Annotated in this window: 11 protein-coding genes; 8 read left to right on the top strand and 3 right to left on the bottom strand. The window is 73.6% G+C overall.

The window, feature by feature from the left end; all coding sequences use genetic code 11:
• The first annotated feature begins 199 nt into the window (after positions 1–199).
• The 3 genes from ACZ31C_RS30750 to ACZ31C_RS30760 are packed head-to-tail and all read left to right on the top strand — an operon-like array spanning position 200 to position 4,087.
• Positions 200–1,879, top strand: a complete 1,680-nt coding sequence (locus ACZ31C_RS30750) for a right-handed parallel beta-helix repeat-containing protein (RefSeq protein ID WP_396749081.1) — start codon at positions 200–202, stop codon at positions 1,877–1,879.
• Between the two features lie 31 nt (positions 1,880–1,910).
• The gene (gene eccE / locus ACZ31C_RS30755) at positions 1,911–3,398 is read left to right on the top strand and encodes a type VII secretion protein EccE (protein WP_465798265.1); all 1,488 of its coding nucleotides are present in this window, start codon (positions 1,911–1,913) and stop codon (positions 3,396–3,398) included.
• Positions 3,395–4,087, top strand: a complete 693-nt coding sequence (locus tag ACZ31C_RS30760; protein WP_131054478.1) for a hypothetical protein — start codon at positions 3,395–3,397, stop codon at positions 4,085–4,087. Before eccE ends, ACZ31C_RS30760 begins: the two co-directional genes overlap by 4 nt.
• A gap of 34 nt (positions 4,088–4,121) precedes the next feature.
• On the opposite strand, the gene ACZ31C_RS30765 is transcribed toward ACZ31C_RS30760, so the two are convergent.
• From ACZ31C_RS30765 to ACZ31C_RS30775, 3 genes are all read right to left on the bottom strand, one after another.
• A complete protein-coding gene (locus ACZ31C_RS30765) occupies positions 4,122–5,345 on the bottom strand; it encodes an MFS transporter (RefSeq protein ID WP_465798266.1) in 1,224 nt (407 codons plus the stop codon).
• 61 nt (positions 5,346–5,406) lie between these two features.
• A complete protein-coding gene (locus ACZ31C_RS30770) occupies positions 5,407–6,846 on the bottom strand; it encodes a condensation domain-containing protein (RefSeq protein ID WP_465798267.1) in 1,440 nt (479 codons plus the stop codon).
• A gap of 11 nt (positions 6,847–6,857) precedes the next feature.
• Positions 6,858–7,976 (bottom strand): glycosyltransferase family 2 protein, encoded by a 1,119-nt coding sequence (locus ACZ31C_RS30775; RefSeq protein WP_396749072.1) that lies wholly within the window; start codon positions 7,974–7,976, stop codon positions 6,858–6,860.
• Between the two features lie 105 nt (positions 7,977–8,081).
• Here ACZ31C_RS30775 and ACZ31C_RS30780 point away from each other — a divergent pair, with 105 nt between their 5' ends.
• The 5 genes from ACZ31C_RS30780 to ACZ31C_RS30800 all read left to right on the top strand — a co-directional run bounded on the left by ACZ31C_RS30780 (position 8,082) and on the right by ACZ31C_RS30800 (position 14,696).
• A complete protein-coding gene (locus ACZ31C_RS30780) occupies positions 8,082–9,356 on the top strand; it encodes a DegT/DnrJ/EryC1/StrS family aminotransferase (protein ID WP_465798268.1) in 1,275 nt (424 codons plus the stop codon).
• A gap of 57 nt (positions 9,357–9,413) precedes the next feature.
• Positions 9,414–10,634, top strand: coding sequence for an inositol-3-phosphate synthase (locus ACZ31C_RS30785; RefSeq protein ID WP_465798269.1), 1,221 nt, complete (start codon positions 9,414–9,416; stop codon positions 10,632–10,634).
• Between the two features lie 69 nt (positions 10,635–10,703).
• Positions 10,704–11,951, top strand: a complete 1,248-nt coding sequence (locus ACZ31C_RS30790) for an acyl carrier protein (RefSeq protein WP_465798270.1) — start codon at positions 10,704–10,706, stop codon at positions 11,949–11,951.
• On the top strand, positions 11,951–13,447 hold the full coding sequence (locus ACZ31C_RS30795) for a class I adenylate-forming enzyme family protein (RefSeq protein ID WP_465798271.1): 1,497 nt from the start codon (positions 11,951–11,953) through the stop codon (positions 13,445–13,447). Before ACZ31C_RS30790 ends, ACZ31C_RS30795 begins: the two co-directional genes overlap by 1 nt.
• The gene (locus tag ACZ31C_RS30800; RefSeq protein ID WP_465798272.1) at positions 13,431–14,696 is read left to right on the top strand and encodes a type III PLP-dependent enzyme domain-containing protein; all 1,266 of its coding nucleotides are present in this window, start codon (positions 13,431–13,433) and stop codon (positions 14,694–14,696) included. The genes ACZ31C_RS30795 and ACZ31C_RS30800 overlap by 17 nt, the downstream gene beginning before the upstream one ends.
• Position 14,697: the final 1 nt, after the last annotated feature.

Consider the following 14,697-nt stretch of genomic DNA (forward strand, 5'->3'; position numbering starts at 1 on the left):
AGGTCGTCGTCTCCCGGGCCGACCGGCCGGGACCGCCCGCCGAGCCTAACCAGCGACGGCGCTGCGGCGCGGCCCGGTCCGCGTCGTCCCGGCCAGGCGCGTCGCCCGTCGCAGGAGCGTGCGGGGCTCACATTCGGTGGAGCGGCTGGGATATCGTCGGTCCGACCCCCCGCCTGCTCGCCGCACGAAGCCCGGAGCCATGACGCGCACCCTTCTCGTCTCGACCGACCAAGCCGGCGCCTACCCGTCCATCGGTGAGGCGCTGGCGGCAGCGGGCGACGACACCGTCGTCGCGGTCAGCCCCGGCACCTACTACGAGGCGCTGTTCGTCAACGACCGTGGCGCCACCGTGGTCGCCGCCGAGGGGCCGGGCACGGTCACCATCGACGCCTCCTCCGGGACGTACCCGACGGTCTCCTGCAACTCCGGTCGTCTGGAGCTGCGTGACCTCGTGCTCAAGGCCGGTGACGCGCCGGTCGTGGTGGCGGACCGGGCGAAGCTGACGCTGACCGGTTGCGAGCTGAGCGCCGGTTTCGGCGCCGCCGTCCAGGTCGCCGGTCGGTCGGAGTTCAACCTGGCCCGCTGCCGGGTCACTGGGGGACGCTACGGCCTGGTGGTGGAGGACTCCGAGGGCAGCGTCGAGGGCTGCGAGTTCACCGACCTCGCCGAGGACGGCATCATCGTACGGATCGGCGCCGCCCCGACGATCCGCACCACCACCGTCACCCGCTGCGGCAACCGGGGCATCTACATCTACCAGTACGGCAAGCCCACCATCGAGGCGTGCGACATCTCGCAGACCGGTCAGGCCGGGATCGCCGTCGTGCACCAGAGTGCACCGGTGCTGCGCCGCTGCCGGATCCGGGACACCCGTGGCCCGGCGGTCTCCTTCGGCCGGGGCTGCCAGGGCTCGGTCACCGAGTGCACCACCGAGAACACCGCCGAACCGGCGATCGAGATCGCCGAGGGCGCCTCACCGACCATCGTGGAGGGCCGGGTGCACCGGCAGGCGGCCTTCGGTGCGGCGGCGGCCCGCGCCGCCACTCCGCAGGACACCGCGCGGGTGGAGAAGCTGCTCGCCGACCTGGAGGCGATGGTCGGCCTGGAGTCGGTGAAGGAGGAGGTCCGCGCCCTGATCGACGAGATCCAGGTCAACGAGTGGCGACGCAGCGCGGGGCTGCCGGTCGGTGCGGTGAGCCACCACCTGATCTTCGCCGGTGCGCCGGGCACCGGTAAGACCACGGTGGCGCGCATCTACGGCGAGTTGCTCGCCGCGCTGGGTGCGCTGCCCGGCGGCTCGTTCCGCGAGGTGTCCCGCCGTGACCTGGTCGGGCAGTATCTCGGCCACACCGCCGAGAAGACCGCCGCAGCGTTCGAGCAGGCGCGCGGCGGCGTGCTCTTCATCGACGAGGCGTACACCCTCTCCCGGTCCTTCGGCAGCGGCGGCGACTTCGGCCAGGAGGCCATCGACACGCTGGTCAAGCTGATGGAGGACCACCGGGACGAGATCGCGGTGATCGCCGCCGGCTACACCGGTGACATGGTGACGTTCCTCGACGCCAACGCCGGTCTGGCCTCCCGTTTCGCGAGGACGATCGAGTTCGGCAACTACTCGCCGGAGCAGTTGGTGGTCATCGTGGAGCGGATGGCCTCCGGCGACGAATACCTTCTGGACGACGGGGCGTCCGAGGTGCTCCGGCAGCACTTCGGCACGATCGAGCGCGACGAGAACTTCGGCAACGCCCGGGAGGCGCGCAAGCTGTTCGAGGGCGTACGCAAGGCACAGGCACAGCGACTGCGCCAGTCCGGCCAGCGACCCAGCCTCGACGAGCTGCGTACCGTGACGGTCGCCGACGTCCAGGCCGCGATCGGACGCTGACCATGCCGGGCCGGTCAGGGAGGGACGTGCGGTGACGCATCCGGGTGCGGCACGGCCGGGCGAACCGGGTTGGCAGCAACACCCGGGGGCCACGGCACCGCCGCAACAGCGCACGGCACCGCCGCAGCAGGCCGCCACGCCGGCACCGACGCTCGGCGGGGCCGGGCCGGGGCAGGCGTGGGCCGCTCAGCGTACGCAGGGGCGGGCGACCGTCGGGACCGCGTACACCAGCCAGGCCGCCGCGCTGGCCGCAGCCGCTCCGGCCGCCGAGCCGGCGGTGGAGCAGAGACCGGCGCCTCCCGCCCAGCCCGACGTGGCGGCCCGACCGGAGGGCCTCGACACGGCGGCGACCGCGCCCGACGCGGCCACGATTCCGGTGGTACGCCCGCACCGGCGTCCGTTGCGGGTCGGCGGGATCCACGTCGCCCAACTCGTGGCCTGGCAGGCGGGTGCGGCCGGGGTGCTGGCCGCGAGCGCGCACGGACTGCCGTTGACCATCGCGGTGGCCACCGGTGTGGTGCTGCTGCTCTCGCCGACCCTGCTGCGGCATCGGGGCCGGTGGCTCTATCAGTGGCTGGCCGTCTGGTGGGGCTACCGGGGTCGACGTCGGCAGCTCAATGCCACCGGCACGGACGCGGCCTGGCAACTGCTGACCAATCTGGAGGGCAGCGTCGAGCTCGACCAGGTCGAGATCGACGACCAGCCGGCCGTGCTGCTGACCCACCGGGGCGGCCTGAGTGCCGTGCTGGAGGTGGACCCGACCGAGGGTGCCCTGCTGATGGGCGCGCCGCAGGCCCTGCCGTCGCCGGTGTCGCTGTTGCCGGCCGCCGACCCGGACACTCCGGCCGTGGCGGTGCAGGTGTTGATCCAGGTCACCCCGGCACCTCGGGCCCGCTCCGCAGCGGTGGACCGGGCGTACCGCGAACTGACCGGCGGGGAGGTGCCGGCGAGCCGGCAGGCGTGGGTGGTGCTCCAGGCACCGCGTACCCCCGACTTCCATGCCGACCGCGACCTGCGCCCGGCGCTGACTGCGGCGATCCGCCGCACCCGGCGGCAGTTGCGCCAGGACCGGGTGGCCGCCCGGCTGCTCAACCGGGACGAGGTGCTGGCCGCCGTCGCCAGCCTGACCCATCTCACCGACGGGCCGGCCGGCGGTGACCGGCCGCTGGCCCGGGAGGGCTGGCGGCACTGGTCGGCGCAGGGCGTCCCGCAGAGCTGCCACCGGCTGCTCGACTGGCCGCGCCGGTCGTGGGAGGTCGATCCGCTGCTGCGTGGGTTGCCCGCGGCGGCCGGCGTGGTGTCCATCGCGGTGGCCCGGGAGACCGGTCGCACCGGCGCCGCCGACGCCGTGGTGGAGGTGGCGTTCCGGCTGATCGGCGCGGACGCCGACGCGCTCGCCGCCGCCGACCGGGCCCTGGAGGAGGCGGTCCGTGGTCACGGTGGCCGCCTGCAACGACTCGACGGCGAGCACGCGTACGGCGTGGCCGCCACCCTGCCGTTGGGAGGCTTCCTCAGGTGAACGGCGTCGCGTTCCCCGGCAGCCGGATGGGGCTGCACGTCACCGACGAGGCCGCCGTCGCCGGCCTGCACCTGGTCGCCGGGGGCGGCGGGCTGGTGGTCGGGCGCAACCGGCAGCAGGAGCCGGTGGGGCTGCGGGTGTTCCGGGCCGAACCGACCCGGCTGATGCTGACCGGCGGGGTACGCGCCGCCGAACTACTCGCCTTCCGGGCCCTCGCGCTCGGTGCCCGGCTGTTCATTCAGACCGCTCGCGAGCAGGAGTGGGACGCCTTTCTGCGCCGCTGTGTGATCGGCCGGGAGATCGCCTCGTTCCTTCCACCGGGAGTGGCCCCGCCGGTGCCCGCCACCCCCACCGAACCGCAGCTCGTGGTGATCGACACCGGTCCGGTCACCGGCCCGGACACCAACCTCAGCGCACCCTGGCGGGCCACCCTCGTGGTCCGCGACGACCTGGCCGGTTGGGACGTCGAGGTGCTGGTCCGCAGCGACATCGTGGTACTCCAGCGGCTCACCGAGGCCGAGGCGGCGACCGCCGCCACCGCCCTCGGTCTGGTCAGCGTGCAGGGCTGGTTCACCCAACTGCACCCGGAGATGGTCGGCCTGATCACCAAGGGCAAGGTGCAGTGGGTGATGCTCAGCATGACCGGCACCGAGGGTCAGCTCATCGGACCGGTGGCCCGGGGCGGCTGAGGCGATGGTTGCCCCGGCGACGCTGACGGACGGCTCACCCGGCGGCGCCCTCGCCGGGCAGCGCGGCGGCCCGGACCCGTCCCACCAGGACGATCACGGCCAGCACCATCACCAGCACCACCACGAAGGCCAGCCGCAGGTCGAGCGCACCGGCGAGCAGACCGATGACCGGCGCGGCCAGCAGCGCGCCGGGCCACTGGCCCATCGCCACCACCGAGACCCCCTCGCCGGAGGTCAGGCCGGGCTGCTCACCGGCGAAGCCGAGCACCGTCGGCGTGACGCACGCGAGACCGAAGCCGAGCAGGCCGAACCCGGCCATCACCGCAGCGGGATGGGGCACGGCCAGCGGCAACGCCAACCCGGCGGCGGCGACCAGCGCGGAGAGCCGGACGAACCGGATCCGGCCGAAGCGCCCCGCGAGCGAGTCGCCGACCAGCCGGGCACCGGCGGCGGCCAGCGAGAGACAGGTGTACGTCGCGGCGGCCAGCACCGCCCCGGCGGCGGCGACCTCGGTGGCGTACAGGGCGCTCCACTGGGCACCCGCCATCTCCACGAACGACGCCAGGAACGCGATCGCGGCGAGCAGCAGCAACTGGGGCGTGAACCGGTCGCGCAGCCGGCGGAGCGCCTCACCCTCCTTCGTCTCCTGACGGGGCGTGTCGGGCAGCCAGCGTTGGGTGCCGATCAGCACCGCACCGAGCAGGGCGCTGGTGATCGCCATCTGGATCGACGGGGAGAGGCCGACGGCGGCGGCTCCGGTGCCGCTGAGTCCACCGGCGAGCATGCCGATGCTGAACCCGGCGTGGAACGTGGAGAGGATCGGGCGGCCGTACTGCTTCTGCACCTCGACCGACTGCGCGTTCATCGGGGTGGCCAGCAGGTTGGCCGCGAACCCCCAGACGGCGAGCCCGCCCACCAGCGCGACCACCGTGGTCGAGGCGGCGAGCAGCGGCGCGTTGACCAGGATCAGGGCGGCACCGGCCAGCGCCAGGCGGCGGGTGTTGATCCGGCTGATCAGCACCGCGACCACCACGAGCGAGATCAGCTCACCGGCGTTGGTGGCGATGTTCGCCAGGCCCCAACCGGTGTTGCCGAGGCCGACCGCGTTGCGGACGTCCGGCACCCGGGAGGACCAACCGCCGATGGCCAGGCCCATGATGACGAAGAGCAGCACCACCGAGTAGCGGGCCCGGACCGCGCTGCGCGGCACCGGCGGCGTCTCGCGGTCGGCGTGCTGGTGCGTCGAGGTGTCCGTCATGATCGTCGTACCTCTCCCGAGTCGGCCTGGATCCTGGTCCCCGCCCCTCTCCGCGCCCCTTCTACCCCGCCGCGTGATCGAAGAAGCACGCGCCGTCAGGAAGCCGGAGCTGCGCCGGGCAGCGGTCCGGGTCGTCGACGAGTGCGGCGACGACCGCCAGGTAGTCGTCGATCAGCCCACGGACCAGGTCGTCGTCGAAGAAACTGCGGTTGCGGATGAAGACCCCGCCGGCCCGGTCGTCGTCCACCACCACGATCGGCGACCCCCGCTTGAGCCAGACCGGCAGGCAGTCGGCGGGTACGTCGGCGGCGACCACCGGCGCCGGTGTGCCGGGTACGGCCCGTGCGGTGATGTCGAGCGGCTCGACCCGCAGCCCGGGGCAGTGCAGCACCGGTGAGGCGGTGGCCGCCGACTGGAACCAGGCGTCGAAGAGGTGGCTGTCCGGCCAGGGACGCTGTCGGGCGAAGTCGGGATGCACCGCCTCGGCCACCCGGTGGAACGGCGCCACGTGGGCGATCGCCTCGGTCAGCGCGGTGTGGGCGGCACGCACCACCGCGCCGAGTGGCGCGTCCGGCGCGATCTCCACCGGCACGTACACGTTGTTGGTGAACTGGCAGATCAGGCGCTGCGACAGCGGGCTCTCCCGGCCGAGCGTGGTGGTGCCGAGCACGATCCGCTCCCGACCGGCACGCAGCGACAGCATCACCAGATAGGCGGCGAGCAGCAGGACGTACGGGCTGGTCCGGGCACGTCGGGCCGCCGGGCGCAGGCGGGCGGTCACCTCGGGCGGGATCGCGAAGCGGGTGGCCACCTCGGCGCTCAGGTCGGCGTCGGGGGCGGGCGGGGTGGCCGGGAAGAGTTGGTACGGCGACACCGGCCGCAGCCGATCCCGCCAGTGGGCGGCCCGGGTGGCTGCGTCGACCCCGCCACCGGCCAGTTCCGTCTCCTGGATGGCGGCGAGCCGGGCGAAGTCGACGCCGAGCGGCGGTTGCGGGCGGACCGCGCCCAGCCGGGCCGCGTACGCGTGGCAGAGGTCCTCCACGAACAGCCGGCACGACCAGCCGTCGGAGACCATGTGGAAGAAGCAGAGCGCGAGGACGTGTTCGGTCGCGGAGAGCCGGATCAACGCGGCCCGCCACAGTGGCGCTTCGGTCGGGTCGTACGCGACCGTGCGGTGCTCGTAGGCGATCTGCTCGATCCGCGCCTGCTGGGCGGCCGGCGACTGGCCGGTGAGGTCCACCTGGACCAGGGGTGACCGGACCCGGGGCAGAATCTCGATCTCGGGCCGGACGCCGATCTGGACGAACCGCATCCGCAGCGCGTCGTGCCGGTCGATCACGTCCTGCACGGCCTGCGCGAACGCGTCGACGTCGAGTCGGCCGGAGAGTCGACGGAACTCCACCACCACCAGCCGGGCGGCACCCGGGTGGGCCGGGTCGAGGGCGGTCATGAACTCCCACATCATCTGCTGGCTCGGAGCCAGCGGCAGGGTGGTCGGCACACCGGCTCCTCTCACGCCGCGACCGGTTCGGCCCGCGACGGGGCGACCGGCTGGTAGTCGTCCTCGTTCGGGGCCCGGAACCCGGTGAAGAGCAGATCGGGGCGGCGCATCCGGAGTGCGGTGACGAAGGCGGCGCCGTCGAAGAGGGTCTCGATCGCGGCACAGGCCACCGACTCGGCGAGGGCGCGCGGGCCACGGTCGTCGCCGAGCCGACCGGGTGTCTTCGCGGCCACCAGCGCCGCCGCGACGGCCGGCACCGCGAGCAGGCTGCGTCCGCCGGTACGCCGAGCCGTGGCCAGCCCGACGGCGGCGGTCACCGCGAGCGCGCTGACGGTGTTCAGGACGAACCGGCGGCGGTGCGGGTGGGCCACGCAGAGCCACTGTTCGGATCGCCCGTACGTGGTGAACCGGTATGCGACGGCTCCGACGGTGTCGGCGACCGAGGTGTCGTGGGTGACGACCGCCTCGGGCTCGGCGAGCAGCGCGTACCCGGCGTCGGTCAACAGCAGGCCGAGGTGCAGGTCCTCGCCGCCGATCGGCATCGGGGAGTCCTCCGGGAAGCCGCCGACGGCGTCGAACGCGACACGTTTCACGGCGGTGTTCGCCCCGGCGCCCCAGGACACCCGCTCGTGGTGCAGGGGCCGGGTCAGGTCACCGAGCAGCAGGTAGGAGCGGCTCATCACCCGGAAGAAGGCACCCTCGCCGGGTTCCACCAGGACCGGCCCGGTGACTCCGGCGACCTCGTCGCCGCTGGCGCGCAGCCGGGCGGCGTACCGGGTGATCAGGTCCTCCGGCACCCGACAGTCGGAGTCGGTGAACAGCACCAGGTCGTGGCGGGCGTGCCGGACGCCCAGGTTCCGTTTGGCCCCGACGTGCCGGGGACCGCGTACGTAGCGGGCACCGTACTGGGCGCAGGCGGCCCGGTGCGCGGCGGCGGCCGCCGGTGCGGAGTCGTCGACCACCACCACCTCCACCGGCTCCGGGCAGTTCCGGGCCGCGCGTTGCAGGCTGCGGAGCTGCCGGCGCATCTCGGGCACCCGGTCCTTGACCGGGATGACCACCGAGACGCCACGCTCGACGCCGGGTGGTGCGGTCGGCTCGCTGCGGGATGACTGCGGGGATCGGCTCATGTCCCGAGGGTCGGCCAGGCCGATACAACGCCGATACACGGCATCGAACTCGGTCGGTATCCGACGTGTACGGAGGATGTATCGAGCGGCAGCAGTGTCGACGGCATGACGACCTCCATCCGTACCGACCGACGGCTCGCCGTCGACGGCGGCCGACCGTTGCGGCCGCCGGACCGGCCGTGGCCCCGCTGGCCGGTCCCCGCCCCGGACGCCGAGCGAAACCTCGCCGCCGTGCTGCACGGTGGCCGGTGGGCGATCAGCAGCCCGACGTGCGGCGACACCCCGCTCTTCGAACGCCGGTTCGCCGCCGACTTCGCCCGCTACGTCGGCACCCGCCACTGCGTGCCCGTGGACCACGGGTCGAGCGCCCTGGTGGTGGCCCTCGAATCCCTCGGTCTCGACTTCGGTGACACCGTGCTCGTCCCGGCCCTGACCTGGACCGCCTCGGCCACCGCCGCGCTGCGTGCCGGTCTGGTGCCGGTGCTTGTCGACGTGGACGCCGACACCGGCTGCATCGGGCCGGACGACCTCGACCTGTCGGTGGACCCGCGCGCCGTGGTGGCCGTGCACTGGGCCTCCAACATGGCCGACATCCCGGCGTTGGACGCGGCCACCGCGACCCGGAACATCTCGATCGTGGAGGACTGCGCCCAGGCGCACGGCGCCACCTGGCAGGGCCGCCAGGCCGGCTCCCTGGGTCGGATCGGATGCTTCAGCTTCCAGCACGGCAAGGTCCTCACCTGCGGCGAGGGCGGTGCCGTGGTCACCGACGACGACTCGCTGGCACCGGTGCTCCAGGAGCTGCGGGCCGACTCCCGCCGCTACCGCGACGGACGCCCCGCCCCGGGTGAGCTGGACCTGGAGGAGAGCGCCGGGATCCAGGGCGCGAACTTCTGCCTGAGCGAGTTCTCCGCCGCCGTGGCCTGCGCCCAACTCGGCCTCCTGGACGAGCAGCACACCGTCCGGAACCGCAACTACGCCCTGCTCACCGAGCTGGTGGCCGACCTGGACGGGGTACGCCTGCTGCAACCCGCACCGGCGCAGACCCGGATCTCCATCTATGAGGGCACCATCGTCGTCGACGAACTGCCCGGCGGGATGAGCAACGCCGACCTGGCCACCGCGCTCACCGCCGAGCTGGGCAAGCGCTTCTATGTCACCGACGAGCCGCTGCACCGCAGCCCGCTGCTCCAGCCCTGGACCAAGCCGCTGCTCGCGCCGCTGGCCGAGCGGTTCACCGAGATCCACCGCGACCGTGCGTACCCCAAGACCGAGTGGCTCGCCGCGCACACCGTGCAGACCCACCACAGCACGTTCCTCGGCGACGAACGCGACATGCACGACATCGCCGGTGCCCTCGGCAAAGTGCTGGCCCGCTGAAACGCGCCACCGATCCGCGTGCCACCGACCCGGCGCGCCCAGAGAAGGGACCCTTCCGTGACCATCACGCACAGTGAGACCCCGCAGAGCACGTCCTCGTCGCAGACCTCCTACGGGCCGATCGGCCTGTGGCTCAACGGCGCCCGAGGCTCGGTCGCCACCACCGCCGTCACCGGCCTGTTGGCGCTTCGGGCCGGGATGACCCGGTCCACCGGCTGCGTCACCGACACCGACATGCTGCGCGACGCGCCGCTGGCGAGCTGGACCGACATGGTCGTCGGTGGGCACGACGTGGTGGACACACCACTGGAGAAGAAGGCGGAGGCGCTGGTCGACTCCGGCGTGATCCCGGCCCCGGTCCTGGCCGCCGTGCGGGGCAGCCTGCCCGAGGTCGAGGGCGAGCTGCGCACCGGCTACGACGCGCAGTCCCACACCGGCAGCCAGGCCGAGGCGATCGACCGGCTCGCCGCCGACATCGAGGAGTTCCGCACCCGGCACGGGCTGGCCCGGGTGGTGGTGGTCAACGTGTCGTCGACCGAACCGCCCGTCGACTTCCGGCCCGAACACGACGACCTGGAGGCACTGGCCCGCGCGCTGACCGACCCGGACGCCCGGGTGCTGCCGCCCAGCTCGGTCGTCGCGTACGCGGCCTTCCAGGCCGGTTGCGGGTTCGTCGACTTCACCCCGTCGACCGGGGCGCGGTTGCCGGCCCTGGAGTTGCTGGCCCGCCGCCAGCAGGTGCCCTTCGCCGGCTCGGACGGCAAGACCGGTGAGACGCTGCTGCGGACCGCCCTCGCACCGATGTTCACCTGCCGCGCGCTGCACGTTCTCTCCTGGGCCGGGGTCAACCTGCTCGGCGGCGGCGACGGGGCGACGCTGGAGGACCCGGCGAACGCCAAGAGCAAGCTGAGCTCCAAGTCGGGTGTGCTGCCGGCGCTGCTCGGCGAGGACGTGACCGCACCGCTGCACATCGACAACGTGCCGGACCTCGGCGACCACAAGACCGCCTGGGACCACGTCTCCTTCGAGGGCTTCCTCGGCGTCCGGATGTCCATGCAGCTCACCTGGAGCGGCGTCGACTCGACGCTGGCCGCGCCGCTGGTGCTGGACCTGGCCCGGCTGACCGCCGCCGCGCACCGGGCCGGTCACGTCGGCCCGGTCGAGGAGCTCGGCTTCTTCTTCAAGGACCCGATCGGCTCCGACGAGCACGCCCTCGCCGACCAGGCCCGCGTCCTCACCGAGTGGGCCAACGGACTCGACCGCGAGGCCGAGAGCTGAGCCGTCCGCGCCGCCGGCGCGGGCGACCGCGCCGGCGGTTCCGCCCGCCGTAGCCACGAGGAGCCTCCCATGCCCCCACACACCCAGAGCCGGCCGGACCGGCGGACCGGAGATCCGGTGTGGACGCCGATCCTGACCGCCCTGCGCGCCTCCGCGCTGGACTGCCTCCAGACGAGCTTCGCGCTGCTGGCCGACCACGCGCACGGCACCGGCAGCCATCTCGCCCTCGGCGCACGCGTCGAGTTCCGCACCCGGGAACGCGCCGGGCTGCCCACCGTCGAGGCCACGCCGGACGACCGCGCCGCCGAGGCGGTGGACCTGCTCGGCCTGCGGGTCGAGGGCCGGTGGACGCAACTGGACGGGCCGCGCGTACGCCGGCTGTTCGCCACCGGCCAGCCGCTGTACGTCATCGCCGACGCCTACGACCTGCCCTGGTGTCCGTACCAGGGGCACGAGCACATGCGGCACAGCTTCCTCGCCACCGACGCTGGCTCGGGTGCGGTGACCGTGGTGGACGCGTACCACAACGACACCGCCGGGGGGCCGGCGCGCCCGGGGGTGTGGCGGTTGCCGGTGGACGAGTTCGACACAGCGCTGGCGGGCGGTGCCCACACACTGGCCATCACGGCCGGTCCGCCGCCGGTCCTCGACGTGCCGGAGATGCTGGCCGGCAACGCGGAGCGGGCCCGGCAGTCCCGTCCGGCGGTGGCCGGACATCTCGCCTCGCTGACCGAGAGCCTGACCACCGTGGACGGCCTGCACCGGTTCGTCCTCGACGTGTGGCTGCTCGGACGGGCCCGCCAGTTGCACGAACACTGGCTGGAGTCGGTCCGCCCGGAGGCCGCCGCCGCGCTGGCCGGGCAGGCGCAGCGATGGCAGCAGCTCTCCGCCCGCAGTTACGTGGCGCTGCGTCGCGCCCAGGCCGGACGCCCCGCCTCCCCCGAGCTGGCCGACGCGCTGGGTGCCCTGGTCGACGAGTACCTCTCGGCGGTGGAGGCGATCGGGGCCGCGCCGGTAGCGAGCGACGACGAACCACGTACCGCTGACGGCTCGCGTACCGGTGACGGCCCGGTGCAGGCGGCGGTGCTCGGTGCGCTGCGGGACACGCTGCACCTGGACGGGGACCGCCTGCGCCCCACGGACGTACTGCGGGATCTGCCGGGCTTCGACTCGTTCCGGCTGGTCGACGTCATCGACCGGGTCGAGCGGCGGCTGGGCGTCGAGGTCCCGGCCACCGCCCTCTCCGCCGCCGACCTGCGGGACGTCGGCTCGCTGTGCGCGATGTTCGCCGACGCCAGCCGTACCGGAGGTGCCTGATGAGCACCGACCTGCTGCACGGCCTGCTCGACCGGGCCGCGTCGCGGTGGCCGGACGCGGACGCGGTCAGCGACGGCACGGTCCGCCTCAGCCACCGGGAGGTGGACGCGCACAGCCGCCGGCTCGCCGACTGGCTGTACCGGCAGGGCGTGCGGCGCGGTGACCGGGTGGTGGTCGCGGTGACCGCCGACGCCACCCTGCCCGCCCTGCTCTACGCGGTGTCCCGGATCGGTGCGGTCTTCGCGGTGATCCGGGTGCCCGCTCCCGAGGTCGCCCTGGCCCACGTGCTGGACGACGCCGAGCCGATGCTCGTCGTCACCGACGACCCGCTGCTGCGCGAGCTGGCGCGGGCCCGGAACGTCGCCGTCCGCGACTCGGCCGCCCTGACCGGCGCGGCGGAGGGCACCTCACCGCTGACCCTGACCGGCACGCCGCCGCTGGCGGTGGACCCGGTCTGCCTGATCTACACCTCCGGCAGCACCGGCATGCCGAAGGCGGTGGTCTCCACCCACGCCCAGGTCACCTTCGCGGTACGCGCGATCCAGTCGGAACTGTCGTACCGCCCGGACGACGTGGTGCACGACGTGCTGCCCACCTCGTTCGACTACGGCCTGTACCAGATCTTCCTGAGCACGGTCGCCGGATGTCGGCTGCACCTGGGCGACGCCGGGCAGACCGGAGGACGCCTCCTGGTCGCGCTGCGCGAGTCCGGAGCCACCGTGCTGCCCTGCGTGCCGTCACTCGCCATCAACCTGCTGCGACTGCTGCGCCGTCCCGGTGCGGTACGCCCACGGCTGCGCCTGATCACCAACACCGGGGCGACCATGCCGCCCGAGGTGCTCGCCGGTCTGCGCGAGGCGCTACCCGACCTGAAGGTGCAACTCATGTTCGGACTCACCGAGTGCAAGCGTGCCGCCATCATGCCGCCGGACGAGGATCTGCGGCGGCCGGGCGCGTCCGGCCGGGCGCTGCCCGGCACCGAGATCTTCACGGTGGACTCCACCGGTCGGCGGCAACCCCACGGCACCCCGGGTGAGCTGGTGGTGCGCGGCCCGCACGTGATGGCCGGCTACTGGCGACGCCCCGAGCTGACCGCCGAACGCTTCGTCCGTCGCGACGGGCTGTTCCCGCAACTGCACACCGGCGACTACGGCCACGTGGACGCCGACGGTTACGTGCACTACGCCGGTCGGCGCGACGACGTCTACAAGGAGAAGGGGACCCGGGTCAGCGCGACCGAGGTGGAGGCCGCCGCGTACCGGGTGGACGGCGTGGAGGTGGCCGGAGTGCTGCCGCCCGCCGACGGTCGCGACGGCGCCACCCTCTTCGTGGTCGCCGAGCTGGCGGCCGACGACATCCTGCACCGGCTGCGCGGCCAGTTGGAGGAGATGAAGGTGCCCGCGCGGTGCGTGGTGCTGCCGAGCCTGCCGCTCAACGGCAACGGCAAGGTCGACCGCCGCGCGCTGGCCCGGTTGGCGGGTGAGCGCCGTGGCTGACCTGCCCTTCGAGACCCCGGCCTACCGTTACGACCTGGCCGACGTACGCGCCAACCACGCCGCGTTGCGCGCGGCCCTGCCCACGCCCAGCCGCCTCTACTACTCGCTCAAGGCCAACCCGCACCCGGCGATCGTGGCGGCACTGCACCAGGCCGGATGCGGTGCCGAGATCTGCTCCCCCGGCGAACTGGCCACGGCGCTGGCCGCCGGTGTGCCCGGCGACCGGATGCTCTACACCGGCCCCGGCAAGCGCGACGCCGAGGTGGTCGAGGCGGTCGAGGCGGGTGTGCGGTGGTTCTCGGTCGACTCGCCGGGTGCTCTCGACCAGGCCGACCGGATCGCCGGTGGGTTCGGCACCACGCTGCACTGCCTGCTGCGGGTCAACGACCGGGTGCCGAACCCCGGCCAGGGGTTGACCATGACCGGCGTCGCCTCGCAGTTCGGTGCCGACGTGGACTGGATCGAGCGCCAGCCGGAGGCGTTCCGGTCCCGGTCGGCGGCGGTCGTCTCCGGGTTCCACCTCTACACCGGCAGCAACGTCGAGTCGGTGGACGCGCTGGTGACCCAGTTCGCCGCCGCCGCCGCCACCGCGCACCGGCTGCGCGACCTGCTCGGCATCGAGCTGACGCTGCTCAACCTGGGTGGTGGCTTCGGCGCGCCGTTCGCCCGCGCCGGGCACAACGCCGACCTGACCGGGCTCGACGCGCAGGTCCGTAGCGCCCTGGACGGCCTCTTCCCGGGCTGGCCGGACGGCGACCCGGTGATCGCGTTCGAGTCCGGCCGCTTCCTCACCGCCACCGCCGGGACCCTGCTGACCCGGGTGCTGGACGTCAAGCACTCGCACGGTACGCCCGTGGTCGTGCTGGAGTCCGGCATCAACCACCTCGGCGGGATGTCCGGCCTGCGTCGGCTGCCGCCGCTGGTTCCGGCCCTGCACGCGGACGGGTCCACCGATTCGGCCGACGAGCCGGCGCTGACCGGGGCCATCGTGGCCGGTCCGCTCTGCACTCCGCTGGACACCTGGGCCCGCGCCGCGACGCTGCCCGACGTACGCCCCGGTGACGTGCTCAGCGTGCCGAACGTCGGCGCGTACGGGCTCTCCGCGAGCCTGCTGGCCTTCCTCGGCCACCCGGCGCCGCTGGAGGTCGTCTGCGACGGCGAGCAGGTCGTCGAGACGTCCCGGCTGACGCTGACCCGGACGCCGGGAACCGCACCGGACGACCCGACCGATCCACGAGACGAAAGGTGAC

The sequence above is a fragment of the Micromonospora sp. NPDC023869 genome, from assembly GCF_055559695.1.

Coding starts and splice junctions, on each gene's coding strand:
- ACZ31C_RS30750 (WP_396749081.1), top strand. CDS start 200: ATGACGCGCACCCTTCTCGTCTCGACCGACCAAGCCGGCGCCTACCCG.
- ACZ31C_RS30765 (WP_465798266.1), bottom strand. CDS start 5,345: ATGACGGACACCTCGACGCACCAGCACGCCGACCGCGAGACGCCGCCG.
- ACZ31C_RS30775 (WP_396749072.1), bottom strand. CDS start 7,976: ATGAGCCGATCCCCGCAGTCATCCCGCAGCGAGCCGACCGCACCACCC.
- ACZ31C_RS30780 (WP_465798268.1), top strand. CDS start 8,082: ATGACGACCTCCATCCGTACCGACCGACGGCTCGCCGTCGACGGCGGC.
- ACZ31C_RS30790 (WP_465798270.1), top strand. CDS start 10,704: ATGCCCCCACACACCCAGAGCCGGCCGGACCGGCGGACCGGAGATCCG.
- ACZ31C_RS30795 (WP_465798271.1), top strand. CDS start 11,951: ATGAGCACCGACCTGCTGCACGGCCTGCTCGACCGGGCCGCGTCGCGG.